This window comes from Rhizobium sp. P40RR-XXII (assembly GCF_012641405.1).
Lineage (GTDB): Bacteria > Pseudomonadota > Alphaproteobacteria > Rhizobiales > Rhizobiaceae > Rhizobium.
Window position 1 is genome coordinate 221,074 of record NZ_JABAII010000002.1, and the last position, 25,505, is coordinate 246,578.

24 protein-coding genes are annotated in these 25,505 nt (G+C 60.5%); 17 read left to right on the plus strand and 7 right to left on the minus strand.

Features of this window, described 5'->3' with window-relative positions; translation table 11 throughout:
* Positions 1-120 precede the first annotated feature (120 nt).
* Positions 121-1,140 (plus strand): tryptophan--tRNA ligase, encoded by a 1,020-nt coding sequence (gene trpS, locus HGP16_RS04335; RefSeq protein ID WP_168838794.1) that lies wholly within the window; start codon positions 121-123, stop codon positions 1,138-1,140.
* Between the two features lie 63 nt (positions 1,141-1,203).
* Here the strand turns inward: trpS and HGP16_RS04340 are convergent, their stop codons facing one another.
* Positions 1,204-2,130 carry a pseudouridine-5'-phosphate glycosidase gene (locus HGP16_RS04340; RefSeq protein WP_168838795.1) on the minus strand — a complete coding sequence of 309 codons (927 nt, stop codon included), beginning with the start codon at positions 2,128-2,130 and terminating at the stop codon, positions 1,204-1,206.
* Positions 2,131-2,176: 46 nt separating this feature from the next.
* On the minus strand, positions 2,177-3,121 hold the full coding sequence (locus tag HGP16_RS04345; RefSeq protein ID WP_168838796.1) for a carbohydrate kinase family protein: 945 nt from the start codon (positions 3,119-3,121) through the stop codon (positions 2,177-2,179).
* Positions 3,122-3,360: 239 nt separating this feature from the next.
* Here HGP16_RS04345 and recA point away from each other — a divergent pair, with 239 nt between their 5' ends.
* From recA to HGP16_RS04360, 3 genes are all read left to right on the plus strand, one after another.
* Entirely contained in the window at positions 3,361-4,446 is a 1,086-nt protein-coding gene (gene recA / locus HGP16_RS04350; protein WP_112797567.1) for a recombinase RecA, read from the plus strand.
* Positions 4,447-4,618: 172 nt separating this feature from the next.
* Entirely contained in the window at positions 4,619-7,279 is a 2,661-nt protein-coding gene (gene alaS, locus HGP16_RS04355) for an alanine--tRNA ligase (RefSeq protein WP_168838797.1), read from the plus strand.
* Between the two features lie 136 nt (positions 7,280-7,415).
* Positions 7,416-8,267: a GyrI-like domain-containing protein gene (locus HGP16_RS04360; protein WP_168838798.1), complete on the plus strand. Its 852-nt coding sequence runs from the start codon at positions 7,416-7,418 to the stop codon at positions 8,265-8,267.
* A 46-nt stretch (positions 8,268-8,313) separates the two neighbouring features.
* Here the strand turns inward: HGP16_RS04360 and HGP16_RS04365 are convergent, their stop codons facing one another.
* Complete coding sequence (locus tag HGP16_RS04365; protein WP_168838799.1) at positions 8,314-8,940, minus strand: glutathione S-transferase family protein; 627 nt, start codon at positions 8,938-8,940, stop codon at positions 8,314-8,316.
* 119 nt (positions 8,941-9,059) lie between these two features.
* Positions 9,060-10,274: an NADP-dependent isocitrate dehydrogenase gene (locus tag HGP16_RS04370; RefSeq protein WP_168838800.1), complete on the minus strand. Its 1,215-nt coding sequence runs from the start codon at positions 10,272-10,274 to the stop codon at positions 9,060-9,062.
* 222 nt (positions 10,275-10,496) lie between these two features.
* Here HGP16_RS04370 and HGP16_RS04375 point away from each other — a divergent pair, with 222 nt between their 5' ends.
* From HGP16_RS04375 to HGP16_RS04430, 12 genes are all read left to right on the plus strand, one after another.
* The gene (locus HGP16_RS04375) at positions 10,497-11,102 is read left to right on the plus strand and encodes a hypothetical protein (protein WP_168838801.1); all 606 of its coding nucleotides are present in this window, start codon (positions 10,497-10,499) and stop codon (positions 11,100-11,102) included.
* Positions 11,103-11,215: 113 nt separating this feature from the next.
* Positions 11,216-12,058 carry an RNA methyltransferase gene (locus HGP16_RS04380; RefSeq protein WP_168838802.1) on the plus strand — a complete coding sequence of 281 codons (843 nt, stop codon included), beginning with the start codon at positions 11,216-11,218 and terminating at the stop codon, positions 12,056-12,058.
* Positions 12,039-12,839 carry a glutamate racemase gene (gene murI, locus HGP16_RS04385; RefSeq protein WP_168838803.1) on the plus strand — a complete coding sequence of 267 codons (801 nt, stop codon included), beginning with the start codon at positions 12,039-12,041 and terminating at the stop codon, positions 12,837-12,839. Before HGP16_RS04380 ends, murI begins: the two co-directional genes overlap by 20 nt.
* 2 nt (positions 12,840-12,841) lie before the next feature.
* Positions 12,842-13,306, plus strand: coding sequence for a GNAT family N-acetyltransferase (locus HGP16_RS04390; RefSeq protein ID WP_168839163.1), 465 nt, complete (start codon positions 12,842-12,844; stop codon positions 13,304-13,306).
* Between the two features lie 85 nt (positions 13,307-13,391).
* Complete coding sequence (locus HGP16_RS04395) at positions 13,392-14,537, plus strand: alpha-hydroxy acid oxidase (protein ID WP_168838804.1); 1,146 nt, start codon at positions 13,392-13,394, stop codon at positions 14,535-14,537.
* Between the two features lie 131 nt (positions 14,538-14,668).
* Positions 14,669-16,186: an ATP-binding protein gene (locus HGP16_RS04400; protein WP_168839164.1), complete on the plus strand. Its 1,518-nt coding sequence runs from the start codon at positions 14,669-14,671 to the stop codon at positions 16,184-16,186.
* 231 nt (positions 16,187-16,417) lie between these two features.
* Complete coding sequence (gene rpsD / locus HGP16_RS04405) at positions 16,418-17,035, plus strand: 30S ribosomal protein S4 (protein ID WP_149636283.1); 618 nt, start codon at positions 16,418-16,420, stop codon at positions 17,033-17,035.
* Between the two features lie 72 nt (positions 17,036-17,107).
* The gene (locus HGP16_RS04410) at positions 17,108-18,037 is read left to right on the plus strand and encodes a glutaminase (RefSeq protein ID WP_168838805.1); all 930 of its coding nucleotides are present in this window, start codon (positions 17,108-17,110) and stop codon (positions 18,035-18,037) included.
* 61 nt (positions 18,038-18,098) lie between these two features.
* Positions 18,099-18,974 (plus strand): tRNA 2-thiocytidine(32) synthetase TtcA, encoded by an 876-nt coding sequence (gene ttcA, locus HGP16_RS04415; RefSeq protein ID WP_168838806.1) that lies wholly within the window; start codon positions 18,099-18,101, stop codon positions 18,972-18,974.
* A gap of 88 nt (positions 18,975-19,062) precedes the next feature.
* Positions 19,063-19,890 (plus strand): inositol monophosphatase family protein, encoded by an 828-nt coding sequence (locus HGP16_RS04420; RefSeq protein WP_168838807.1) that lies wholly within the window; start codon positions 19,063-19,065, stop codon positions 19,888-19,890.
* Between the two features lie 15 nt (positions 19,891-19,905).
* Positions 19,906-20,730, plus strand: a complete 825-nt coding sequence (locus tag HGP16_RS04425) for an inositol monophosphatase family protein (RefSeq protein WP_168838808.1) — start codon at positions 19,906-19,908, stop codon at positions 20,728-20,730.
* Between the two features lie 108 nt (positions 20,731-20,838).
* Positions 20,839-21,768 carry an adenylate/guanylate cyclase domain-containing protein gene (locus HGP16_RS04430; RefSeq protein ID WP_168838809.1) on the plus strand — a complete coding sequence of 310 codons (930 nt, stop codon included), beginning with the start codon at positions 20,839-20,841 and terminating at the stop codon, positions 21,766-21,768.
* A 14-nt stretch (positions 21,769-21,782) separates the two neighbouring features.
* Here the strand turns inward: HGP16_RS04430 and HGP16_RS04435 are convergent, their stop codons facing one another.
* The 3 genes from HGP16_RS04435 to grxD form a co-directional block, all read right to left on the minus strand.
* Complete coding sequence (locus HGP16_RS04435) at positions 21,783-23,066, minus strand: multidrug effflux MFS transporter (RefSeq protein ID WP_168838810.1); 1,284 nt, start codon at positions 23,064-23,066, stop codon at positions 21,783-21,785.
* Between the two features lie 13 nt (positions 23,067-23,079).
* Entirely contained in the window at positions 23,080-24,312 is a 1,233-nt protein-coding gene (locus tag HGP16_RS04440) for a multidrug effflux MFS transporter (RefSeq protein WP_168839165.1), read from the minus strand.
* 138 nt (positions 24,313-24,450) lie between these two features.
* Positions 24,451-24,786 carry a Grx4 family monothiol glutaredoxin gene (grxD, locus tag HGP16_RS04445; RefSeq protein WP_168838811.1) on the minus strand — a complete coding sequence of 112 codons (336 nt, stop codon included), beginning with the start codon at positions 24,784-24,786 and terminating at the stop codon, positions 24,451-24,453.
* 383 nt (positions 24,787-25,169) lie between these two features.
* On the opposite strand from grxD, the gene HGP16_RS04450 reads away from it, so the two are divergent.
* Positions 25,170-25,472, plus strand: a complete 303-nt coding sequence (locus tag HGP16_RS04450) for a hypothetical protein (RefSeq protein WP_168838812.1) — start codon at positions 25,170-25,172, stop codon at positions 25,470-25,472.
* Positions 25,473-25,505: the final 33 nt, after the last annotated feature.

Consider the following 25,505-nt stretch of genomic DNA (forward strand, 5'->3'; position numbering starts at 1 on the left):
TCCTTGTAGGAGCGGCAGTCGTCATGTCTTGAAATCGACCCTGCCGCCGTGATCCGGCAGGCATGGTCTATTTCCGTTTTTCCTTCCCGATTACGGCGGCTCCTTTTGCGGAGCAACGAAATGTCTTCCCTTATCGACACCCGTCCGGTCATCCTGACGGGCGACCGGACCACCGGTCCACTCCATCTCGGCCACTATGCCGGCTCGCTGAAAAGTCGTGTCGCGCTTCAGCGCAGCCACCGGCAATTCCTTCTTTTGGCGGACACGCAGGCACTGACCGACAATGCCCATGATCCCCAGAGGGTTCGTCGCAATGTTCTCGAAGTCGCCATCGATTACCTCGCCGTCGGCATTGACCCGGCGCTGACGACGATCTGCGTTCAATCCGCCTTGCCGGCATTGGCGGAGCTGACGCTGCTCTATCTGAATTTCGTCACGGTCAGCCGTCTGGAGCGCAATCCGACGATCAAGACGGAGATTCAGCTGCGCGGCTTCGAACGCGACGTGCCGGCCGGCTTTCTCTGCTATCCGGTCGCGCAGGCGGCCGATATCACCGCCTTCAAGGCAACGGTCGTTCCCGTCGGCGAGGATCAGGCACCGTTGATCGAGCAAACCAACGAGATCGTTCGCCGCCTCAACCGGCAGATCGGGCGCGACGTTCTCGTGGAAGCCACGGCGATGGTGCCGAGCGTGGGGCGCCTGCCAGGTGTCGACGGCAAGGCGAAGATGAGCAAATCCCAGGGCAACGCCATCCCGCTTTCGGCATCGCCGGATGAAATAAGCGATGCGGTACGACGGATGTATACCGATCCGGATCATTTGCGCGTCGGCGATCCCGGCAGGGTCGAGGGAAACGTCGTCTTCACCTATATGGATGCCTTCTGCGAGGATCGGCAGTTGGTCGACGACATGAAGGCGCATTATCGTCGTGGCGGTCTCGGCGATGTCGCCTTGAAGAGATATCTCGAGGACATCCTGCAGGCGCTGCTTGCGCCGATCCGCGAGCGTCGGGCGTATTTTGCCGCCGAGCCTGATTATGTCCTTGATATAATGCGCGAGGGGACGAGAAAGGCGAAAGAGCGGACGGAGGCGACGCTTGCCGAATTGCGCGCCGCGTTGGGCCTGTTCTCCCTGATTTGAAACAAGAAAGGCCGGACGATCTTTTGAAGCGCCCGGCCGTTCTTTTATTTATTGCAGCTCTAATTATTCCGCCAGAGCAACGGCAATTTCAGCGGCCAGACGCGCATTGTTTTCGACAAGCGCGATATTGGTCTTGAGGCTGCGGCCTTCGGTGATGTCGAAGATGGTGCTGAGCAGATAGGGTGTTACAGCCTTGCCCGAAATCTCGTCGCGCTCGGCGCTGTCGAGGGCGCGCTCGATATAGATTTCCATTTCCTCGCGCGGAATTTCGTCTGCTTCCGGCACCGGATTGGCAATCAGCATGCCGCCATCGATGCCGAGCTGCTCGCGCGTGGACTGGAAATTGGCGATAGCGGCGGGGCTGTTCAGCGTCAACGGGCTCGCCAGGCCCGAAGAGCGCGACCAGAAGGCCGGGAATTCGGCGCTGTCATAGGTTACGACCGGCACGCCGCGGGTTTCCAGCACTTCCAGCGTCTTCGGAATATCGAGGATCGCCTTGGCACCGGCGCAGACGACGATGACGCCGGTGCGCGAAAGCTCTTCGAGATCGGCAGAGATGTCGAAGCTCTCTTCCGCGCCGCGATGCACGCCGCCGATACCGCCGGTGGCGAAAACCTTGATGCCGGCACGGGCTGCGGCGATCATGGTGGCGGCGACGGTGGTGGCGCCGGTGCGGCGCTCGGCGATCGCAAAAGCGATGTCGGCGCGCGAGACCTTCATCGCGCCTTCCGTCTTGGCAAGCGTTTCCAGCTCTTCCGGCTCGAGGCCGATATGGAGTGTACCGTGGATAACGGCGATGGTCGCCGGGACTGCGCCTTCCTGCCGGATGATCGCCTCGACGCTGCGGGCCATCTCGATATTACCGGGGTAGGGCATGCCGTGGGTAATGATGGTCGATTCCAGCGCCACGAGCGGGGCGCCGCGCAGCTTGGCGGCAGCGACTTCCTTCGAATAGGAGATCGGAAGTAGTGGCGAGATAGGCTGTGTCATTGTCGTTTCCAATTCACTGAAACAGTATACGCGTTTTGAGCAGGCTTCATGACAGAATTTCGGCCTTGGGAACAAGGGCCAACATCGTCTTCAAGAGTTCCGGTGAGAGATTTTCGGCGGTAGCGAAGGGCGATTGTACAGTGATCGCGGCGGCTGCCGCGCCGTGGCGGACAGCCTCTGCGAGATCATGACTGGCAAGCAGGGCCGATAAAACGCCCGAGGCGAGCGAATCTCCCGCCCCGGTGACATCGGCGACATCGTCGACGATGGGCGGCTGCAGGCTGACGACGGCGTCGCGTGAAAAGGCGATCAGCTCGCGCTTGCCGCGCGTGATAACCCCGTTGCGCAGGCCGAGCGCGCGCAATCCGTTCACCCATTCGAGCGGGTCTTCCGGACGGCTTTCCGTCAGCGCGGCGGCCTCGGCTTCGTTGAGGAAAAGATGATCGATGCCGGCAAGGCTCGGCTTCAGCCGCACGACCTTCGCTGGCGAGATCGCGATGGCGGCGACTGGCTTGCCGCACAGAGCCGCTCTCGCCGCGATCGCAGCCAAGGTTTCGGCGGGCAGGTTGGCGTCGCAGAGAACGAGATCGGTCTCATCGAAGGCGTCGCGAACGGCGCGAATCGCCAGACGTCTCGGGACGAACAGCTTGTAGAGTTCCATGTCCGCAAGGGCGATGACAAGATTGCCGTCGTGTTCGAGGATCGCCGTATAGCTTGGCGTCTTGCGATCGAGGAAGACGAAGGGTCGGTCGTCGATGCCGGCGTGGCTTGCCGCTTCCGCCACCATTTCGCCCGAGGGATCGCCGCCGCGTGGCGAGATCAGCCGCACGTCGAAGCCGAGGCGGGCGAGATTTCGCGCCGCATTGAAGCCGCCGCCGCCAGGCTCTTCGAACCATGCGCCGGGATTGCTGGCGCCCGGCGCCGTCTCGCCGAAGATGCGGCCGCGCCGGTCGATATGGGCACCGCCGAGAACGAGAATCTTCTTCGCCATATGGTTTTCCTCAGCGGTCGAAAGGACGAATCGGACTGGTAGATAACATCTCGCAATTCACCGCCGCAGCCATGCAAGTGCCTGGGAAGAAAGAAGAAAACAAAAATAGAACGGAATTCATTTTACCTTTTTCTTTCAATTGCTTGTTGTGCCCTTGCGACAAGAGAACAAATAGAGTACAGAATTCTCATCGGCGGCGACATTGCTAGAGCGGCTTCAATAACCTAAAGGTGGATCGGATGTCTCAGAATTCTTTGCGGCTTGTAGAGGACAAATCGGTGGATAAAAGCAAGGCACTTGAAGCGGCACTCTCTCAAATTGAGCGGTCGTTCGGCAAGGGCTCGATCATGAAGCTCGGCTCTAACGAGAACGTGGTCGAAATCGAAACGGTTTCCACCGGCTCTCTGAGCCTCGATATTGCCCTCGGCATTGGCGGCTTGCCGAAGGGGCGCATCATCGAAATTTATGGACCGGAAAGTTCCGGTAAGACGACGCTCGCGCTGCAGACCATTGCCGAGGCCCAGAAGAAGGGCGGCATTTGCGCCTTTGTGGACGCAGAACATGCGCTCGATCCGGTCTATGCCCGCAAGCTCGGCGTCGACCTGCAGAACCTTCTGATCTCGCAGCCCGATACCGGCGAACAGGCACTTGAGATCACCGATACGCTGGTGCGTTCCGGCGCCGTCGACGTTCTCGTGGTCGACTCCGTCGCGGCATTGACGCCGCGCGCCGAAATAGAAGGCGAGATGGGCGATAGCCTGCCGGGCCTGCAAGCCCGCCTGATGAGCCAGGCGCTGCGCAAGCTCACGGCTTCGATCTCGAAATCCAAGACCATGGTGATCTTCATTAACCAGATCCGCATGAAGATCGGCGTCATGTTCGGCTCGCCGGAAACGACCACGGGCGGTAACGCGCTGAAGTTCTATGCTTCGGTTCGCCTCGATATCCGCCGCATCGGCGCCGTCAAGGAGCGCGAAGAGGTGATCGGCAACCAGACTCGCGTCAAGGTCGTCAAGAACAAGATGGCGCCTCCCTTCAAGCAAGTCGAGTTCGACATCATGTATGGCGAAGGCGTTTCCAAGACCGGCGAACTGGTCGATCTCGGCGTCAAGGCCGGCATTGTCGAAAAGTCCGGTGCCTGGTTCTCCTATAACAGCCAGCGCCTCGGCCAGGGCCGCGAGAATGCGAAAATCTTCCTGCGCGACAATCCTGATCTCTCGCGCGAAATCGAATTGTCGCTGCGCCAGAACGCCGGCCTGATCGCCGATCGCTTCCTGCAGAATGGCGGCCCCGATGCCGACGATGGCGACGCCTCTGGAGAATAAAAACTTCCGGGGGCAATCCCGGACTTGATGTGAGACTAAAATTCGAAACCGGCTGCATTGTCCAACGGATGTGCGGCCGGTTTTGTTCGTGCGGCTGGACAGCGCCGGGAGCGAACGATAAAAGCCACTGACTTTGACGCAAGTTGCTGAGCGCAGTACTGAAGGGCCTCATATGAGCGGTGTGAATGAAATCCGGTCGACCTTCCTCGACTACTTTAAGAAAAACGGCCACGAGATCGTGCCGTCGAGCCCGCTCGTACCGCGCAACGATCCGACATTGATGTTTACCAATGCGGGCATGGTGCAGTTCAAGAACGTGTTCACCGGCTTGGAGCAGCGTCCCTATACGACGGCTTCGACGGCACAGAAATGCGTTCGCGCCGGCGGCAAGCACAACGATCTCGACAATGTCGGCTACACCGCGCGCCACCACACCTTCTTCGAAATGCTCGGCAATTTCTCCTTTGGCGACTATTTCAAGGAGCGCGCCATCGAGCTCGCCTGGAACCTGATCACCAAGGAATTCGGCCTCGATGCCAAGCGCCTGCTCGTCACGGTCTATCATACCGATGACGACGCCTATAATCTCTGGAAGAAGATCGCTGGTCTTTCCGACGACAAGATCATCCGCATCGCCACCAGCGACAATTTCTGGGCGATGGGCGATACAGGCCCCTGCGGTCCCTGTTCCGAAATCTTCTACGACCATGGCGATCACATCTGGGGTGGTCCTCCGGGCTCTCCCGAAGAAGATGGCGACCGCTTCATCGAGATCTGGAATCTCGTCTTCATGCAGTTCGAGCAGATCACCAAGGAAGAGCGTGTCGACCTGCCGCGTCCGTCGATCGACACCGGCATGGGTCTCGAGCGCGTTGCCGCCGTCCTGCAGGGCAAGCATGACAATTACGATATCGACCTGTTCCGCGCCCTGATCGAAGCCTCGGAAGAGGCGACGGGCGTGAAGGCCGAGGGTGAGCATCGCGCCAGCCATCGCGTCATCGCCGATCACCTGCGCTCCTCCGCCTTCCTGATCGCCGACGGCGTGCTGCCGTCGAACGAAGGCCGCGGCTACGTGCTTCGCCGCATCATGCGCCGCGCCATGCGTCACGCGCAGCTGCTCGGCGCCAAGGAGCCGTTGATGTGGAAGCTGCTGCCGGCGCTCATCCAGCAGATGGGCCGCGCCTATCCGGAGCTGGGGCGTGCGGAAGCGCTGACATCCGAGACGCTGAAGCTTGAGGAGACTCGTTTCCGCAAGACGCTGGAACGCGGCCTGTCGCTGCTGAACGACGCAACCTCGACGTTGCACAAGGGCGACAGTCTCGACGGCGAAACCGCCTTCAAGCTCTATGACACCTACGGATTCCCGCTGGATCTGACGCAGGACGCGCTGCGCGCCCGCGGCATCGGCGTCGATATCTCCAGTTTCACCGATGCCATGGAGCGGCAGAAGGCCGAGGCTCGCTCGCACTGGACCGGCTCCGGGGATAAGGCGACCGAGACCATCTGGTTCGAGCTCAAGGAAAAGTTCGGCGCGACCGAATTCCTCGGCTACGACACGGAAACGGCCGAGGGCGTCATTCAGGCGATCGTGAGGGATGGCGTTGCCGTCGATAGCGCCTCCGCCGGCGACAAGGTGCAGATCGTCGTCAATCAGACGCCGTTCTACGGCGAGTCCGGCGGTCAGATGGGCGATACCGGCATAATCTCCGGCGACCACGGCAAGCTCACCGTAGGCGACACCCAGAAGAAGGGCGAAGGCCTTTTTGTCCACATTGCTGAGGTTTCCGCTGGTACGATCAAGGTCGGCGAGCCTGTGGTGCTGACGGTCGATCATGCCAGACGCTCGCGCCTGCGGGCCAACCATTCCGCCACCCATCTGTTGCATGAGGCTCTCCGCGAGGTGCTGGGCACGCATGTCGCGCAGAAGGGCTCTCTGGTTGCGCCTGAGCGCCTGCGCTTCGACGTGTCGCATCCGAAGCCGATGTCGGCCGAGGAGCTGAAGATCGTCGAGGATATGGCCAACGAGATCGTCCTGCAGAATTCGCCCGTTACGACCCGCCTGATGAGCGTCGACGATGCGATCGCGGAAGGCGCGATGGCTCTGTTCGGCGAGAAATACGGCGATGAAGTCCGCGTCGTGTCGATGGGGCAGGGTGTTCGCGGCGGCAAGGCCGGCAAAGCCTATTCCGTCGAGCTTTGCGGCGGCACGCACGTGTCCGCCACCGGCCAGATCGGTCTCGTGCGCATCCTCGGCGACAGCGCGGTCGGCGCTGGCGTGCGCCGTATTGAAGCCGTGACCGGCGTATCCGCGCGTGACTATCTCTCCGAGCAGGACGAGCGCGTGAAAAGCCTCGCCTCGACGCTGAAGGTTCAGCCCGCCGATGTCGTTTCCCGCGTCGAATCCCTGATGGAAGAGCGCCGCAAGCTGGAGCGCGAATTGGCCGATGCCAAGCGCAAGCTTGCCATGGGCGGCGGCCAAGGCGGCTCGGCCGACGCGGTGCGCGACGTCAATGGCGTCAAGTTCCTCGGCAAGCCCGTTTCCGGCGTCGATCCCAAGGATCTCAAGGGCCTGGCGGATGAAGCCAAGGCAAACCTCGGCTCCGGCGTGGTCGCACTGATCGGCGTCTCGGAGGATGGCAAGGCCAGCGCCGTCGTCGCCGTCACGGAAGATCTGACGAGCCGTTTCAGCGCCGTCGATCTCGTGCGCGTCGCTTCGGCAGCCCTCGGCGGCAAGGGCGGCGGCGGCCGTCCCGACATGGCCCAGGCCGGCGGCCCGGATGGCGCCAAGGCCGACGAAGCGATCGAGGCGATTGCTGCGGCACTCGCCGGCTAACGGTTTTATTTTCTTATGATAGCGAAAATGGCGGATGCTGCGGCATTCGCCATTTTTCTTTGTACCGGCAACTCCGCAGGATTTGTCAAATCGGGTTATGCTGTTGTCGGGCCGATCGATTTGCAAGGGGTTTGACATGACAGGCGGTACGGCTTGGACGCTTTACGAGACCCGGTTGCGGCGGGTTTCGGCCTATATCCACGAGCATCTGGATGACGAGTTCGATATGGAGAAACTCGCCGAGATCGCCTGCATGTCCAGCTATCACTGGCACAGGATCTACCGGGCGATCTATGGCGAGACGGCGGCGGCGACCGTCAAGCGGCTGCGGCTGCACCGTGCCGCGGGCGATCTCGTCAACACCCGTCTATCCGTCAGCGACATTGCAAAGCGGTCGGGCTATCCCAACCTCCAGTCGTTTAACCGCATCTTCAGATCCGTCTACGGCATGCCGCCGGCGCGATATCGGAATGAGGGAAGCCACACGATCTTCGAACCCAGGACTCAAGGAAGGATTACGGTCATGTTCGACGTTACGCTTCGCACCATTTCGCCAATGTCACTGATCGGTGTCGCCCATCGCGGCTCCTACATGCAGATCGACCAGGCTTTCGAAACCTTGTTCGGCACCATCTTTGCCCGCGGCTTAGCCGGGCTGGATATGCGCATGATCGGCGTCTATCTCGACGATCCCGATGTCGTAGAGGCGGACGAGCTGCGCTCCTATGCCTGCGTCACCGCAGGCGAGACTGTCACTGCCGATGCTCCGCTGGAGCGGCGCTCGCTCGACGGCGGTGAATATGCCGTGCTGCGCCACAAGGGACCCTATGCCAATATGCACAAGGCCTATCAGTGGCTCTATGCGCAATGGCTGCCGGCTTCCGGGCGGCAACTGCGCGATACCGTCATGTTCGAGGAATATATCAACAATCCGCGCGATGTGGCGCCGACGGAATTGTTGACGGATATTTATATGCCGCTGAAATAGCGGCATATCACTTCGATTGGGGATTTCCTCCTAATACCCTGTATCTTCAGGCATTAGCCGGCTTCGGCATGGCCGCATTGTCGATCTCGTTGCCGCGGCGATAGGCGTCGCGGTCGCTGACTCGGCTCCAGTAGTCGATGAAAGCTGGTCGCTTTTCGATCGTCCCGAAATTAAGGCCGTAGCCGACATGCGAGCCGACATAGACATCGGCGGCGGTAAAGCGATCGCCAGCGATGAAAGGCGAGGTCGTGACGGCGTGCTCCATGGCATCAAGCACACTTGCGAAGCTGCCGCAGCCGGCCATGCGCAGGCGTTCCGGCGGGACTTCGAAGCCGAGGGCGCGATTGGTGATCGCCATTTCGAACGGCCCCGCGGCAAAGAACATCCAGCGGAAATAGGGGCCGCGCTCGGCCGCTGTCGGGGCAAGACCTGCCTGGGGGAAGGTTTCGGCGAGATAAGCGCAGATGGCGGCACCTTCGGTGACGACGGTATCGCCATGCTTGATAGCCGGCACCTTGCCCATGGGGTTGACCGCCAGATATTCGGGCGCCTTCATCGTGGTACCGTAGTCGAGATACTCGGTGCGGTATGGCTGGCCGATCTCTTCGAGCATCCAGCGGGCGATGCGTCCTCGCGACATCGGGTTGGTATAGAAAACGAGTTCCTCGGCCATCTGTCTCTCCCTTTTGTTGCGCGCATTGTTGCCATCGGTTTGCTGCGGCGGCAAGATTTCGGGCAAAAGAAAACCCGGCGCTGAGGCCGGGTTTTCGCATGTTCCTACGTCGGCTAGGCTTAGGCAGCCATGGCCTTCTTGAGGTTTTCGTCGATCTTGTCGAGGAAGGCAGTGGTCGAGAGCCACGGCTGGTCGGGGCCGATCAGCAGCGCCAGGTCCTTGGTCATATAGCCGGCTTCGACGGTATCGACGCAGACCTTTTCCAGCGTTGCGGCGAACTTGGCGAGTTCGGCGTTGTCGTCGAGCTTGGCGCGATGCGCGAGGCCGCGGGTCCAGGCGAAGATCGAGGCGATCGAGTTCGTCGAGGTTTCCTGGCCCTTCTGGTGCTGACGGTAGTGACGAGTCACCGTGCCGTGCGCGGCTTCGGCTTCGACCGTCTTGCCATCCGGCGTCAAGAGAACCGAGGTCATCAGGCCGAGCGAGCCGAAGCCCTGGGCAACCGTGTCGGACTGAACGTCGCCGTCGTAGTTCTTGCAGGCCCAGACGTAGCCGCCGGACCACTTCAGGGCGGAAGCGACCATATCGTCGATCAGGCGATGTTCGTAGGTGATGCCGGCTTCGTCGAACTGAGCCTTGAACTCGTTCTGGTAGACTTCTTCGAAGATGTCCTTGAAGCGACCGTCATAGGCCTTGAGGATGGTGTTCTTGGTCGACAGGTAGACCGGCCACTTGCGCATCAGGCCGTACATCATCGAGGCGCGGGCGAATTCGCGGATCGACTCGTCAAGGTTATACATGGCCATCGCGACGCCGGCGCCCGGAGCATCGAAGACTTCTTTCTCGATGACCGCGCCGTCTTCGCCGACGAACTTGATGGTCAGCTTGCCCTTGCCGGGGAACTTGAAATCGGTGGCGCGGTACTGGTCGCCGAAGGCGTGACGGCCGACGACGATAGGCTTGGTCCAACCCGGAACCAGGCGTGGTACGTTCTTGCAGATGATCGGCTCGCGGAAGATGACGCCGCCGAGGATGTTGCGGATCGTGCCGTTCGGGCTCTTCCACATCTGCTTGAGGTTGAATTCCTTGACGCGGTCTTCGTCCGGCGTGATCGTCGCGCACTTGATGCCGACACCGTGCTTCTTGATGGCGTTGGCGGCATCGACGGTGACCTGGTCGTTGGTGGCGTCGCGGTTTTCGACCGAGAGGTCGTAATAGTCGATATCGATATCGAGGTAGGGGTAGATCAATTTGTCTTTGATAAACTGCCAGATGATGCGAGTCATTTCATCGCCATCGAGATCGGCAACGGGGTTAGCGACCTTGATCTTCTTCATACTTCTGCCTCGTTTAAGCTGATGGGACCGGATGGTCCTGTGGTGAATGTGAAGTCCCGAGCGCTATAACACCGCAAGCCCCGAACGCAAAGCCGATAGAGCCTCAGACATCGCGTTTTTGATCACTCGTGGCATCACCCGCTTTTTGCCATCCGGCCATTGCCAAAGCGGTCGATGGGACTAATGTCGCGGGTGTTTTGCCTGTTATTACGGAATCATGTCATGCAGAAATTTGCCGCACCCGCGCTTGCCTTCACGCTCTTTCAGTTCTCTTTTGGCGCACATTTGGCACTGGCCGCCGATGCGACGACGCCCGTCAAGGCCATTATGGACGCGACCGTTTCGAACTGGGCGGGTGGGGACAGCGACTGGCAGGATATCTTCGATGAGAGCAAGCTCAAGGATATCTACAGCAAGGATTTCGCGGCGAAATATCAGGCGGCCGCCCAGTTTCCGGCGGCCGATGAGGATGGCATTTCGCCGTTCGACTATGACGTCATCGTCAATGCTCAGGACGCCTGTCCGCTGGAGGACGTGAAGATCGCCGCCCAGCCGCCGAAGAACAATGTCACGGAGGTGTTGACGATCTTCAAGAAATCAACCTGCATGGGATCGGATGCCGATTCTCAGAAGGTGACGACGGTGCGCTTCGAGGTCATCGAGGAAGGCGGACGGCCCGTCGTGGACGATATCGTCACCAACGACGATAACGGCAATCCGAGTTCGCTCAAGAGCGTGATGCAGGATCTCGTCAAGCAACAGCAGCAACAGCCGTCCGATCAGCAACAGCAGCCGACGGATCAGCAGAAGCCGGCAAATCCGCAATAGCGGGTGCGGTTCGCTTAGCCAGTGACGCGCAAAAACCTTGCCGATCGGCTGATGTCTCGCTATTGCGACCCATGATTTGCGCGAGAAGGTTCGCGCGCGGAGAGCAAGACATCATGGCAGGCACGAACAGCGAGCGTCCACTTCTGGCCGAAGGGCCGGCCATCATTCTGGTCGAGCCGCAGATGGGCGAGAACATCGGCATGGTGGCGCGTGCCATGGCGAATTTCGGGCTTGTCGAGCTGCGCCTCGTCAATCCGCGCGATGGCTGGCCGAACGAGAGGGCGCAGGCAACCGCCTCGAAGGCTGATCATATCATCGAGGCGACGAAGGTTTACGAGACGCTGGAGCAGGCGATCGCTGATCTTAATTTTATCTATGCGACGACGGCACGGGAACGGGACGGCTACAAGCCGGTGCGTTCGCCTGTCGTTGCGGCCGAGACCCTTCGCGCCCGATTCAAAGCGGGCGAGGGCACCGGCATTCTCTTCGGGCGCGAGCGCTGGGGCTTGACGAACGAAGAGGTGGCGCTGGCCGACGAGATCGTCACCTTTCCCGTCAATCCGGCCTTCGCCTCGCTGAATATCGCTCAAGCCGTGTTGCTGATGTCCTATGAGTGGATGAAGTCGGGCATGGAAGATCTGGGCGCCGTGCCTTTCCAGGCGCTCGAGCAGCGGCCTTCGACGAAAGATCAGCTTTTTGGCCTCTTCGAACAGCTCGAGGAGGCGCTGGATGCCCGCAATTATTTCCATCCCGCCGGGAAAAAGCCGAAAATGGTCGACAATCTCCGGGCTGTCCTCTCGCGCCGGGCGTTCACCGAACAGGAAATCAGCGTCTTGCGCGGTGTGATCTCGTCTCTCGACCGCTTCACGCGAAAATCTCCGCGCGGCAGCGGCTCGCATCCCCGATCCTCCAAGGCACCCAAGGAAACCACCAGCGATGACAGCAGCGGCGAATGAGCTGAAACCGGTCCTGGTATTCGATTCAGGGATCGGCGGTTTGACCGTGCTGCGCGAGGCGCGGGTGCTGATGCCCGAGCGCGGTTTCATCTATATCGCTGATGATGCCGGTTTTCCCTATGGCAGCTGGGAAGAGCAGGCGTTGAAGGAGCGCATCGTCGATCTCTTCGCAAAGCTGCTCGTTCAATATGATCCGGAAGTCTGCATCATCGCCTGCAACACGGCTTTCACGCTTGCAGGTGCCGATTTGCGCGCCGCTTTTCCGCAGATGACGTTCGTGGGCACGGTGCCGGCGATCAAGCCGGCGGCCGAGCGGACCCGCTCGGGCCTTGTTTCCGTGCTGGCGACGCCGGGTACGGTCAAGCGCGCTTACACGCGCGATCTCATCCAGTCCTTCGCCACTCAATGCCATGTGCGGCTTGTCGGATCGCAGGACTTAGCGCGCCTGGCTGAAGCCTATATTCGCGGCGATGTCCTCGGTGACGAGGCTGTCATGACCGAGATCGAGCAGTGCTTTGTCGAGATGGATGGCCGCAAGACCGATATCGTCGTACTGGCCTGCACCCATTATCCGTTCATGGCCAATATCTTCCGCCGGCTCGCGCCATGGCCGGTCGACTGGCTCGATCCCGCAGAGGCGATCGCAAGGCGTGCCCGCAGCCTGGTGCCGCAGGTGGCTGATGCCGTCCATCCCGACAATTTCGACTTTGCGGTCTTCACCTCCGGTGCGCCGGATTTCTCCACCCGCCGGCTGATGCAAGGTTTTGGGCTCAAGGCTTGATGATGACTGACAAGGTTTCGTTGCGTAAACTCGATCTCGCGGACATGCCGGCGGCTGCGGCCGTTCATCGCGCGTCCTTCAACGAACGGCTGCCGACGCTTGCCGGGCTTCATACGCCGGAAGAGGATATCGGCTTCTGGAGCGCCGTCGTTTTCAAGGATTGCCAGATCTGGGGCGCAGAAGAGGGCGGCCGCCTTGTCGGCGTCATCGCCTTCCTCGAGGATTGGATCGATCAGCTCTACATTCTGCCGGAAGCGCAGCGGCGCGGCATCGGCAGCCGCCTGCTCGATATCGCCAAATCGACCTATCCGACGCTTTCGCTCTGGACGTTCCAGAGAAACGTACCCGCGCGCCGCTTTTACGAAAAGCACGGCTTCTTCGTGGTTGACGAGTCGGACGGGGCAGGCAATGAGGAAAGAGAGCCGGATATGCTTTACAAATGGGAAGCACGCCTGCACCGGTTGTAGTTCAAGACCGGACTGAGCGGTGGAATATTGGGAGGTCGATATTTGATGTCTTTTGAGAATGATTGCAGTGTTGTCGAGGCAAGCCATGCGTCTGCGTGAGTGCCACAACTTCCATGATTTTCGTCTCCTCGCGAAAAAGCGTCTTCCCGGCCCGATCTTCAACTATATCGACGGCGCAGCCGACGACGAGGTGACGTTGCGGCGGAACACGTCGAGCTTCGAGAGCTGCGATCTCGTTCCCAACGTCCTGCGTGGGGTCAGCGAGGTCGACATGTCTGTCACCGTCATGGGACAAAAGCTCGCGACCCCTTTTTATTGCTCGCCGACGGCGTTGCAGCGGCTGTTCCATCATCAGGGCGAGAACGCGGTCGCTGCCGCAGCGTCCTCGCTCGGCACCATGTTCGGCGTTTCCTCGCTCGGCACCGTCAGCCTCGAGGAAATCCGCAAGAAGCATCCCGGCCCGCAGGTCTATCAATTCTATTTCCACAGGGATCGCGGGCTGAACCGCACGATGATGGAGCGGGCAAAGGAAGCCGGCGTCAACGTGATGATGTTGACGGTCGACAGCATCACCGGCGGCAATCGCGAGCGCGATCTTCGCACGGGATTTTCCATTCCGTTCAAGCTCAACCTCGCGGGCCTTACCCAGTTCGCCATAAAGCCCGCCTGGGCGCTGAACTACGTCACGCATGAGAAATTCCGCCTGCCGCAGCTGGATGAACATGTGGATATGAGCGGTGGCGCCATGTCGATCGGCAAATATTTCACCGAGATGCTCGATCCGTCGATGAACTGGAACGATGTTGCCGAGATGGTGAAGCACTGGAACGGGCAGTTCTGCCTGAAGGGCGTGATGTCGGTCGAGGATGCCAAGCGCGCGGTCGATATCGGATGCACGGGCATCGTGCTTTCGAACCATGGCGGACGCCAGCTGGACGGCTCGCGCGCGGCATTCGATCAGCTGGCTGAGATCGTCGATGCCGTGGGTCACCGTATCGATGTCATGATGGATGGCGGCGTGCAGCGCGGCACGCATGTGCTGAAGGCGTTGTCGCTCGGCGCCAAGGCAGTCGGTCTCGGCCGCTTCTATCTCTATCCGCTGGCCGCTGCCGGTCAGGCGGGCGTGGAACGCGCGCTCAGGCATCTGCGCACCGAGGTCGAGCGCGACATGAAGCTGATGGGCTGCACCTCGGTCAGCCAGTTATCGCGGGCCAATCTGCGGTTCAGATAGGTCTCGCAATCGCCTGTGGGTTTTTGCAATCCACGGGCGCGAAGCTTAGAAATCTTTGCTAGACGGAGGCACGTCCTTTCAGAAAAGATGGGACGAATCCGCGTTTGATTCTAGAAGACAGGGGAAGTGCATTGCAGGTCGGCATCGACATGGGAACGGCGTCCGGCGGGACCAGCGCCCAGCTCGATATCGAGGAGCTGCTGGCGACGCGTCTCCTGGTGCAGGGCAATTCCGGCTCCGGAAAATCGCATCTGTTGCGACGGCTGCTGGAGCAATCCGCGCAATGGGTGCAGCAGGTCATCATCGATCCCGAGGGCGATTTCGTCACGCTGGCCGACAAGTTCGGGCATGTGGTCGTAGACGGTGAGCGCACGGAAGCCGAGCTTGCCGGTATCGCCAACCGCATCCGCCAGCATCGCGTCTCCTGCGTTCTGACGTTGGAAGGGCTCGATATCGAGCAGCAGATGCGCGCTGCCGCCGCCTTCCTGAACGGCATGTTCGATGCCGATCGTGAATTCTGGTATCCGGTTCTGGTCGTGGTCGACGAGGCGCAGATGTTTGCGCCGTCGGTCGGTGGCGACGTCTCGGAAGATGCGCGCAAGATGTCGCTCGGGGCCATGACCAATCTGATGTGCCGCGGACGAAAGCGCGGTCTTGCCGGCGTCATCGCCACGCAGCGTCTGGCGAAGCTCGCCAAGAACGTTGCGGCCGAGGCCTCCAACTTCCTCATGGGCCGCACCTTCCTCGATATCGACATGGCCCGCGCCGCCGACCTCCTCGGCATGGATCGCAGGCAGGCGGAAATGTTCCGCGACCTGAAGCGCGGCAATTTCGTCGCGCTCGGGCCGGCACTCTCGCGCCGGCCGCTGCCGATCACCATCGGCACGGTGGAGACCTCGGCGCGTTCCTCCAGCCCGAAGCTGATGCCGCTGCCGGATGCGCCGCAGGATGTCGAAGATCTGATCTTCACGCCGGATCCGGAAGAGTTTACGCGCGCCGTTGTTCGCCGCACCACGCCGGCACCGCGCCCGACGACCGATATTCTGGCTGAGCTTTCCCGTTCCGTGCCGACGGCAAGCCCGGCGCCCGCGGAGCCGAAGGTCAGCCAACCGGAACTATCGAGCGAGGATCGCGAGGCGAGGGTGAGCGCCGTCCTCTCCGAAATCCTCGACGATCCGGCCTCGGGATTCCGCACGGATGCTGTGCTCTACCAGGAATTTCTCGTGCGGTTGCGCATGCGCCGCGTTCCCGGCGCGCCCATGAGCCTGTCGGAGTTTCGCCGCCGCGTGGCGATTGCCCGCTCTGGCGCGGATGAGGAGGTCATGGCGACCGATCAGTGGACAACGGCGCTCGTGCTCTCCTCCAGCGTCACAGACGACCTGCAGGGCGTCTTCCTGATGCTGGCCAAGGCCGCCATCAGCGGTGAGCCGTGCCCATCTGATGCCCGCATCGCCCGTGCCTACGGCACGCATTCGGCGCGCCGCGCCCGGCGTCTCCTCAGCTATTTCGAGGAACAGGGCAGCGTCGTCGTCCACACGGATTTCTCCGGCAAGCGTATCGTTGCCTTCCCGGATATGGGTTCACAGACCGCGCCCGGCGATGCCAATGCGCCTGATCTGGACGGCGGCGAGCAGGCGGCGGCGGAATAGCTGTCGTATTCTCTGCAAAGCGCGTCCGGCGCTGTTGACATTTTCATGACGACCCCTTAGAGACCGCCCCAACGCCGGGCAGAAATGTCCGGTGTTTCATTTGACATGTCCCGTGGCTCCTCCATTCGCTAATGTGAGAAGCCTGTCAGAGCTCGAAAACGGAGTTCAGAGGAGGGCGTGTTTCCTTCGCGGTTCGGCAACGGGCCGCATAACAGTTTGAAAGGAAATGCGATGAGCAAGCGCGAATCGTCCAAGTACAAAATTGACCGCCGCATGGGCGAGAACATCTGGGGTCGTCCGAAGTCCCCGGTAAACCGTCGCGAATACGGCCCGGGCCAGCATGGCCAGCGCCGCAAGGGCAAGCTTTCCGACTTCGGCGTGCAGTTGCGCGCCAAGCAGAAGCTGAAGGGCTACTACGGCGACCTGCGTGAAAAGCAGTTCCGCGCCACCTTCGACGAAGCTAACCGCCGCAAGGGCGATACCTCGGAGAACCTGATCGGCCTGCTCGAATCGCGCCTCGACGCGATCGTTTACCGCGCCAAGTTCGTTCCGACCGTCTTCGCTGCCCGTCAGTTCGTCAACCATGGCCACGTCACGGTAAACGGCGTTCGCGTCAACATCGGTTCCTACCGCTGTAAGGCTGGCGACGTCATCGAAGTTCGCGAAAAGTCGAAGCAGCTCGTGATCGTCCTGGAATCGGTTGGTCTCGCTGAGCGTGACGTTCCGGACTACATCGAAGCCGATCACAACAAGATGGTTGCGACCTTCGCTCGCGTTCCGACGCTTGCCGACGTGCCTTACGCCGTCGTCATGGAACCGCAGCTGGTCGTCGAATTCTATTCGCGTTAATAAGCGGATAACTTTCTTGATGAATGAAAAAGCCGCTCGGTTCGAGCGGCTTTTTTGTCTTTGGAGCGCCTCATGACGGATTTGCAGGCTATTCTCGACGGCATTCATGCTGAGCTTTCGCCGCGCATCGGCGAGGGCAAGGTTGCCGATTATATTCCGGAACTGGCAAAGATCGATCCGAAACAATTCGGCATGGCGATCGCTACGGTTGACGGTGACGTCTACAGTATCGGCGACGCCGGCGTTTCCTTCTCCATCCAGAGTATCTCCAAGGTCTTCATGCTGACCTTGGCGCTCGGCAAGGTCGGGGAAAGCCTCTGGAAGCGTGTAGGACGCGAACCGTCCGGCACGGCCTTCAACTCCATCGTCCAGCTGGAGCGCGAAGAGGGCATTCCGCGCAATCCCTTCATCAACGCGGGTGCTATCGCCATCAGCGATATCGTTCTGGCGGGGCACGAGCCGCGCGAGGCGATCGGCGAGCTGTTGCGCTTCGTGCGCTATGTCGCCGACGACGAAGCGATCAGTATCGACGACAAGGTCGCGCGTTCGGAGACGCAGACAGGCTATCGCAATTTAGCGCTCGCCAATTTCATGCGCGCCTATGGCAATCTCCACCATCCGGTCGAGCATGTGCTCGGCGTCTATTTCCATCAATGCGCGCTTTCGATGAGCTGCCAGCAGCTTGCCAAGGCGGGGCTCTATCTCGCCGCACGCGGCAGCAACCCGATCACCGGGCATTCCGTCGTCTCGCCGAAGCGGGCGCGGCGCATCAATGCGCTGATGCTGACCTGCGGTCATTACGACGGCTCCGGCGACTTCGCCTATCATGTCGGCCTGCCGGGCAAGAGCGGTGTCGGCGGCGGTATTCTGGCAGTGGCGCCGGGCATCGGCTCGATCGCCGTCTGGTCACCGGGGCTAAACAAGGTCGGCAATTCGCAGCTTGGCGCGGTGGCGCTGGAAATGCTGGCAGCGCGCACGGGCTGGTCCGTGTTCGGCGATTGATACCCATGTCTTCTCGTGCCGCTTTCTGCTATCAGCGTGGCGAGACGCAAGGAATGACGGAATGAATATCGCGACTGTTGTCACGGACGAAATCGATATCGAGGCGGAGGACGGTGGCCCCGGCGTGCATCCGATGTTCCTCGATGCGCCGCGATCGGTTTCCTTCAACAAGCTGCGCAAGCGCCTGTTGCGGCAGGTGCGTCAGGCAATGGATGATTTCCAGATGCTGAAGGGTCAGAAGCGCTGGCTCGTCGGCCTGTCGGGCGGCAAGGATTCCTATGGTCTTTTGGCGCTGCTGCTCGATCTGAAATGGCGCGGTCTGCTGCCGGTGGAGCTGATCGCCTGCAATCTCGATCAGGGCCAGCCGAATTTCCCGAAGCATATTCTGCCCGAATATCTGACAAAGATCGGTGTCGAGCATCGCATCGAGTATCGCGACACCTACTCGATCGTGAAGGAGAAGGTGCCGGAGGGCGCCACCTATTGTTCGCTCTGTTCGCGCCTGCGCCGCGGCAATCTCTACCGCATCGCCCGCGAGGAGGGTTGCGATGCGCTGGTGCTTGGCCATCACCGCGAGGATATTCTCGAAACCTTCTTCATGAACTTCTTCCATGGGGGCCGGCTGGCTTCCATGCCGGCAAAGCTTCTCAATGACGAAGGCGATCTGATGCTGTTGCGGCCGCTCGCCTATGCGGCTGAGGACGACCTCGCCAAGTTCGCCGCGGCGATGCAGTTTCCGATCATTCCCTGCGATCTCTGCGGCTCGCAGGATGGACTGCAGCGCAATGCCATGAAGGACATGCTTGCCGATATCGAGCGGCGCATGCCGGGCCGCAAGGATACGATGCTGCGTGCGCTGGCGCATGTGAATCCGTCTCATCTGCTCGACCCGAAACTCTTTGATTTCGCTGGTTTGATGACTGGCGGGTCTCGATAGGACGAACCGACTGAGATTAATTGGTTTTGCCACACCACCGTCATCGAATCGGGCATAAGAGGAGGCCCTTCCAGAGCAAAGGCCTCCGATGACGTTCTCCGATACAGATTTTGACCACCTGATGACGATCGTTGCTGAAGCGGCGGCGCAGGAAATCCTCCCGCGCTTCCGCAACCTGGCCGCAGGCGACATATCGGAAAAGACCTCGGCCATAGATCTTGTGACCGAGGCCGATCTGCTGGCCGAAAAACATATCACCGCGGCGCTGAAGGCGCGTTTCCCGGCTGCCCTTATCGTGGGCGAGGAGGCCTATGAGGCCGACAAGTCGGTCGTGCCCGCTCTCGCGCATGCGGAGCTGGCCTTCGCCATCGATCCGGTGGATGGAACCTTCAATTTCGCTGCCGGCCTGCCGGTATTCGGCACAATATTGGCTGTTGTCGCCAATGGTGAGACCATCGGCAGCATCATCCATGATCCTGTGCTGGGCGACACTGTTACCGCCATGAAGGGTTCGGGTACTTTCCTGCGCCGGCGGATGGGACAGGAAAGGCGGCTTTCCGTTGCCGCCCCCGCTCCTTTGAGCGCCATGACGGGCGCCATATCCTGGGGACATATGGAGGAGCCGGACAGGTCCCGCATCAGCGCCAATCTGTCGAAGACCCGCATGGCATTCTCGCTGAATTGCTCGGCTTACGAATATTGGATGGTGGCATCAGGCAAATGGCATTTCATCGGCCATTCCAAGCTGATGCCGTGGGATCATCTTGCCGGCGCGCTGGCCCACCAGGAGGCCGGCGGCCATACCGCCAAATTCGATGGCACGCCCTACAGGCCCGGCGAAACGACAGGCGGCATTATTTCCGCGCCGGATGAGGAAAGCTGGTGGGCGATCCGCCGCGACATCATCGGCGCCTGACAGAAAGGATAAAGCATGACATCGCTCGTTGACGTTACCACTCTTGCTCACGTGCTGCGCCGCGCGGCACAGACGGAGATACTGCCGCGTTTCCGCAGGCTTGGCAGCGACGATATCCGCGCCAAGAGCGAGGCGACCGATCTGGTGACGGAAGCCGACGAGCGTGCCGAGCAAATGATAAGGGCCGAGGTTTCGCGGCTGTGGCCAGAGGCGCTGTTCGTCGGCGAGGAATCGGTCGCGGCGGACCCGGCGCTGCTTGAGAAGCTGGCGGATGCCGATCTCGCCATCATCGTCGATCCGGTCGACGGCACGTTCAATTTCGCAGCCGGCATTCCGGCCTTCGGCGTCATGGCTTCGGTCGTTTCCAAGGGGGAAACGATCGCCGGCATCATCTTCGATCCGATGGGCGACGATTGGGTGATGGCGGAGCGCGGCAGCGGTGCGTGGCTGCGCCGGCCTGATGGAGAGATGCTGCGTCTGAACACGGCCCAACCGGTCGCAATGGAAGAGATGGTCGGCATGGCGGCCACCGGCTTCCTGCCCAAGGAAAAGCGCGCCGAGATCATGGGTAATCTTGCCAAGGTGCGCTACACGACTTGCTATCGATGTGCGGCGCATGAGTATCGCACGCTTGCCGGCGGCTATGTGCACTATCTCATGTACAACAAGCTGATGCCCTGGGATCATTTGGCGGGATCGCTGATCTCCCAGGAAGCGGGCGCCTATGTCCGCCGTTTCGACGGATCGCACTATCTGCCGCATCACCTCGATGGCGGGCTGCTGGTTGCGGTGGACAAGGATACGTGGGAATTGCTGCGGCGTGAGGTCTTCACCGTCTAAGCGGGTCGATTGCCGAGAATGCCCCACTTGGAAAGTGGCACCTGGAAGGCTATCTTTGCTGCAACAGGCAAGAGCCTTGGTCGGCGCTTGCCGCGAGGATGAAGACGAATGTCCGAGACGAGCCGCAAGCTGACCACCATCTTCTGCGCCGACGTGCAGGATTACTCGCGCCTGATGGGGAAAGACGAGGAGGGGACGCTTTCGACCCTTCGCCGTTACCGCGAGGCGATGAAAAGGCTGATCGAGGCGCATGGCGGCCGGGTGATCAATACCTGGGGCGACGGCGTCTTTGCCGAATTTCCCAGTGTTGTCGAAGCATTGCGCGCGGCAATTGATACGCAGAATGAGCTAGCCGGTTACAATGCCGCAAGCGATCCGGACAAGCAGATGCTTTTCCGCATCGGGCTCAATCTCGGCGACGTGATCGCCGATGGCGACGATCTCTATGGCGACGGCGTCAATATCGCCGCCCGGCTGCAGTCGCGTGCTGTTCCGGGCGGTATCGTCATCTCCAACACGGTCTACGATCAGGTGCGCAACAAGGTGGCGGTCGGCTTCGATTTTCTCGGTCAGCTCGACGTCAAGAACATCGAGGGCGGTGTGCCGAGCTACGCGGTGAGGATCGGCGGCGTGCAGGTCGTCGACACCACATCCGACTATCGCTCGACTCCGGAGCCGCCTCCTGCGCGGGCGCCCGAAGCGGTTATGCAGGAACCCGCGCTGCAAGACTGGCGGCGGAGCTATGGCGGGATGTTCGTCGTCTGCATCGGTCTCGCCATACTCAACGGGCTGACTTGGCACGGCGAGTTCTGGGCCAAATGGCCCATACTCGCTATTCTATGGTTTGCGGCGTTCCGCTACGTTCGCAGCAACAGACAGATCGATATGGCGATTGCCAGCCTTGTCATCACCGGCATCGGCATCGTCGCCATCAATTTTTTCACCTGGCACGGAACGCCCTGGGCGATGTGGCCGCTTTTCGGGCTTGCTATTGCCGCTGCGGTGCGTTGGGTCAGCCGGCCTCGCAGCGGCGCATAAGGAAGGCATGTCGTTCAGACGTGCCCCATGCCCGGTTCCAGCGCCGGCGTATCGCCGGGATGGGTGAAGAGCTTGCCGCGTTCCGCCCACAACGTCGCCAAGATCGACAGCACACCGAATACCGTGAAGCCGGCAAGCAGCGGCTGCGCGGTGCCATCGAACATCTGGCCGACGATGCCGCCGAGCAGGACGCCGACCGTCGTGGAGATCGAGCTGGTGATGGCGGCTGCCGTGCCCGCCAGATGTCCCATCGGCTCGAGGCTGATCGCCATGCAGTTGGTGGTGATGACGGCGAACATCATCAGCATTACGGAAATCAGGATATAGATGAAGGTGAAGCTTGGCTGACCGAACATGCCGACTACGTAGCCGATAGCGCCCAGGACGGCGAAAACGATCATGGCGGCATGAGAAATACGGCGCATGCCGAAGCTGCGGACAAAATAACCATTGGCGAACTGCGCTACCGCGGTACCTGCTGCCGTAGCCGCAAAGGCGATCGGAAACGTGTCCCCAAGGCCGTAGACTTCGCCGAAAACCTGCTGCACCGAGACAATGTAGGCGCAGATGACGCCGGTATAGAGCGTTAGGCCGATCATGTAGCCGCAGGTGATGCGGTTGGTCAGCACGGTTTTGAAGCCGGAGAGGACGGAGGCGACCGAAAGCGGCAGGCGTTCCTCGGCGGGAAGCGTTTCCTTCATGCGGAAGAACCCGACCAGGAACAGGCCGGCGCTGGCGATGCCGAGCAGGATGAAGATCCATTGCCAGTTTGAATAGGCAACGATCATCTGGCCGACAAAGGGTGCAACCATCGGCATGATCATGAAGACGATCATGACATAGGACATGACGCGCGCCATTTCGCGCCCGCCGAAGCAGTCGCGCACGATGGCAAGCGTCGTGATGCGCACGGCCGCGGCGCCGACACCCTGGGCGAAGCGCAAGACCAGCAGCGCGAAAAGATTGCCGCTCCAGGCCGCCGCAAACAGCGTCACCGTGTAGAAGGCGAGGCCGCCGAGCAGGATGTGCCGGCGGCCATAGGTGTCCGACAGGCTGCCAAAGAAGAGCTGGCAGATGCCGAAGCCAAGAAAGTAGACGCCGATGACGAGCTGCGTGTCATTCGGGTTGGCAACATGAAGCGATTGCCCGATGTTCGGCAGCGCCGGCAGCATGCTGTCGATGCCCATGGAGATGCTGGCCGTCATCAGGGCGATCATGAGGATGAATTCCACGATGCCGAGGCCGATGCGGTTGGAGCCGGACTGTTCCGGCGATTGAGACTGAGGCGCGGTTGTCATTTGAATATGCCTGTCAATGCAAAGCGAGGGACTGGTCGGCTGGCGGCGGCGCGTTGTGCGGGCGGAAGAGGCGGCCCTTTTCGGCAATCAGCACGAACATCAAACCGATCAGCGAGACGGTAAAATAGCCGATCACCATCGGCGTTGCCGTGCCGTTGAAATACTGGCCGATGCCGGCGCCGATCGACGCGCCGCCGACCGTGCTCATGAAGCCGAGCACCGAGGAGGCGGTTCCGGCGACATGGCCGAGCGGCTCCATCGCGAGCGAGTTGAAATTGGAGCCGATCCAGCCGAACTGGAACATCGCCAGCGCGAAAAAGATCATGAAGAGCGGGAAGGGCATCGGCGCTGGGCCGTAAAGCTGCACGATCATCCAGATGAAGGTTACGATGGAGAAGCCGAGCAGCGCCGCATGCGACAGCCGCCGCATGCCGAAGCGGCCGACGAGCTGCGAATTGATGAAGGACGACAAGGCCATGAACAGCGCCACGCCACCAAAGGCGACGGGTGTATAGACGCCAAGCCTGTAAATGCCGCTGTAGATCTGCTGGGCCGAGTTGATGAAGCCGAACAGCGCCCCGAACAGGAACGTGCTGGCAAGGGTGTAACAGAGCGCCACCCGGTTCGTCAGGACGATGCGAAAACCCGCCGCGACGGATTTGACCGTCAGAGGCCGCACGTTTTCCGGCTTCAGCGTTTCGGGAAGCCGGAAGTACATCCAGAGACCCACGAGCGTTGCCATGGTGCCGATGAAGACGAAGATCATGTGCCAGGTGCTAATCAGTAGGATGATCTGGCCGCTTCCGGGCGCGATGACGGGCACGATCATGAAGACCATCATGATCAGCGACATGACCTCGGCCATCAGGCGACCGCCGAAGACATCGCGGACGATCGAAATGGTGATAACACGTGTCGCCGCCGATCCGAGACCCTGGATGAAGCGAAGGAGAAGCAGGCCGGCAAAGGACGGAATAAGGGCAATGCCGAAGGCGGAGATGACGTAGACGGTAATGCCGATCAGCAGGGGCAGGCGGCGACCGAAGCGATCCGACAGGGGACCGTAGATGAGCTGTGCCGAGCCGAAGCCGATGAGATAGGCCGTCACCACATACTGGCGGTGATTCTCGTTCATCACGCCGAGGCTGGAGCCGATCTGCTGCAAGGCGGGAAGCATGATGTCGATCGCGAGCGAGTTGATCGCCATCAGGAAGGCGGCGAGTGCGATGAACTCGCGTTTGCCCATGGGCAGCTGCCCATGGGACATAGCCTGGGATGTAGTCGTCACGGTTTTATTCCCATAAACATGTCAAGGCGCCGCCCGGTGGCAGCGCCTTTCGATCAAATTGAACTATGGAAACCGGACGAGGAGCCCGGTGCCCGGTCAGGCGGCGCCGCGAACGCTGATGCCGTGTTCCTGGAGGTGTTGCTGCAACTCGCCGGCCTGGAACATTTCGCGTACGATGTCACAGCCGCCGATGAACTCGCCCTTTACATAGAGCTGCGGAATGGTCGGCCAGTTGGAATAGTCCTTGATGCCCTGACGAATCTCGGCATCGGCAAGGACATTGATGCCCTTATAGTCGACGCCGATATAATCGAGAATCTGGACCACCTGGCCGGAGAAGCCACACTGCGGGAACTGGGGCGTGCCCTTCATGAAAAGAACGACGTCGTTGTTCTTGACTTCGTTGTCGATGAATTCGTGCATGCCGCTCATTGTCCAGTTCCTTTCACATGCGGGGTCAAGGTCCGCAGCGTTAAATCTGTTCCTTAAATAGCAAGCGACAGGCGCGATTTCCAGCGGCAAAACGTATGCTTCGCCTTTTTCATCGCATGAATGGATTTCCGGCATCAGCGGTTAAGAAAGATGGCTGAAACCGCTCATTGGCAATTTTTCCTGAACAGTGCGTTTTGAAAACGCCTCTTCAACTCCGTGCCTGAACAACACAAATGAAAATCGAAGCAAGGGATAGTTAATATTAGGCCGCTACTTAATTTACAAACGGCCGGTATGTTTGTTAGAGTTTTGTCGATTGATGCGATTTGGCGCGTATCGGTCCCTTGTCGGCATTGCATTCGTATTTTGAGGGAGCGGACACCATGAGCCACCATCACTATTCCGACGGGCAGGTTGGTGAAGAGCGGGAATTTTACAGTTCGGAGGAAACAAGCGAGGGCGAGCGGGAATATTATGAGCATGTGCGCACGCCAAGGGCTTCCATTCTGAACAGCGCCGTGACCGTTTGCGCCATCGTGCTTGTTTTGAGCATCGCTTTCGGTTACCGCGCATCGACAGCTCCGACGCCGCAACCAACGGTGCCGCCCATCGTCCAAAAAATCATGATCGCGCCGCCGGCGGACCCCTGTGCCGATAGTTCTCCCTATCCCGGCCGTGAATGCTGACGTGTCACCGTGTGGTGCGGCGGCAAGTCTGAT

What these genes read in the sequence shown, in the direction of transcription:
- trpS (WP_168838794.1), top strand. Translation starts at nt 121, where the DNA reads ATGTCTTCCCTTATCGACACCCGTCCGGTCATCCTGACGGGCGACCGG.
- HGP16_RS04340 (WP_168838795.1), bottom strand. Translation starts at nt 2,130, where the DNA reads ATGACACAGCCTATCTCGCCACTACTTCCGATCTCCTATTCGAAGGAA.
- HGP16_RS04345 (WP_168838796.1), bottom strand. Translation starts at nt 3,121, where the DNA reads ATGGCGAAGAAGATTCTCGTTCTCGGCGGTGCCCATATCGACCGGCGC.
- recA (WP_112797567.1), top strand. Translation starts at nt 3,361, where the DNA reads ATGTCTCAGAATTCTTTGCGGCTTGTAGAGGACAAATCGGTGGATAAA.
- alaS (WP_168838797.1), top strand. Translation starts at nt 4,619, where the DNA reads ATGAGCGGTGTGAATGAAATCCGGTCGACCTTCCTCGACTACTTTAAG.
- HGP16_RS04360 (WP_168838798.1), top strand. Translation starts at nt 7,416, where the DNA reads ATGACAGGCGGTACGGCTTGGACGCTTTACGAGACCCGGTTGCGGCGG.
- HGP16_RS04365 (WP_168838799.1), bottom strand. Translation starts at nt 8,940, where the DNA reads ATGGCCGAGGAACTCGTTTTCTATACCAACCCGATGTCGCGAGGACGC.
- HGP16_RS04370 (WP_168838800.1), bottom strand. Translation starts at nt 10,274, where the DNA reads ATGAAGAAGATCAAGGTCGCTAACCCCGTTGCCGATCTCGATGGCGAT.
- HGP16_RS04375 (WP_168838801.1), top strand. Translation starts at nt 10,497, where the DNA reads ATGCAGAAATTTGCCGCACCCGCGCTTGCCTTCACGCTCTTTCAGTTC.
- HGP16_RS04380 (WP_168838802.1), top strand. Translation starts at nt 11,216, where the DNA reads ATGGCAGGCACGAACAGCGAGCGTCCACTTCTGGCCGAAGGGCCGGCC.
- murI (WP_168838803.1), top strand. Translation starts at nt 12,039, where the DNA reads ATGACAGCAGCGGCGAATGAGCTGAAACCGGTCCTGGTATTCGATTCA.
- HGP16_RS04390 (WP_168839163.1), top strand. Translation starts at nt 12,842, where the DNA reads ATGACTGACAAGGTTTCGTTGCGTAAACTCGATCTCGCGGACATGCCG.
- HGP16_RS04395 (WP_168838804.1), top strand. Translation starts at nt 13,392, where the DNA reads ATGCGTCTGCGTGAGTGCCACAACTTCCATGATTTTCGTCTCCTCGCG.
- rpsD (WP_149636283.1), top strand. Translation starts at nt 16,418, where the DNA reads ATGAGCAAGCGCGAATCGTCCAAGTACAAAATTGACCGCCGCATGGGC.
- HGP16_RS04410 (WP_168838805.1), top strand. Translation starts at nt 17,108, where the DNA reads ATGACGGATTTGCAGGCTATTCTCGACGGCATTCATGCTGAGCTTTCG.
- ttcA (WP_168838806.1), top strand. Translation starts at nt 18,099, where the DNA reads ATGAATATCGCGACTGTTGTCACGGACGAAATCGATATCGAGGCGGAG.
- HGP16_RS04420 (WP_168838807.1), top strand. Translation starts at nt 19,063, where the DNA reads ATGACGTTCTCCGATACAGATTTTGACCACCTGATGACGATCGTTGCT.
- HGP16_RS04425 (WP_168838808.1), top strand. Translation starts at nt 19,906, where the DNA reads ATGACATCGCTCGTTGACGTTACCACTCTTGCTCACGTGCTGCGCCGC.
- HGP16_RS04430 (WP_168838809.1), top strand. Translation starts at nt 20,839, where the DNA reads ATGTCCGAGACGAGCCGCAAGCTGACCACCATCTTCTGCGCCGACGTG.
- HGP16_RS04435 (WP_168838810.1), bottom strand. Translation starts at nt 23,066, where the DNA reads ATGACAACCGCGCCTCAGTCTCAATCGCCGGAACAGTCCGGCTCCAAC.
- HGP16_RS04440 (WP_168839165.1), bottom strand. Translation starts at nt 24,312, where the DNA reads ATGGGCAAACGCGAGTTCATCGCACTCGCCGCCTTCCTGATGGCGATC.
- grxD (WP_168838811.1), bottom strand. Translation starts at nt 24,786, where the DNA reads ATGAGCGGCATGCACGAATTCATCGACAACGAAGTCAAGAACAACGAC.
- HGP16_RS04450 (WP_168838812.1), top strand. Translation starts at nt 25,170, where the DNA reads ATGAGCCACCATCACTATTCCGACGGGCAGGTTGGTGAAGAGCGGGAA.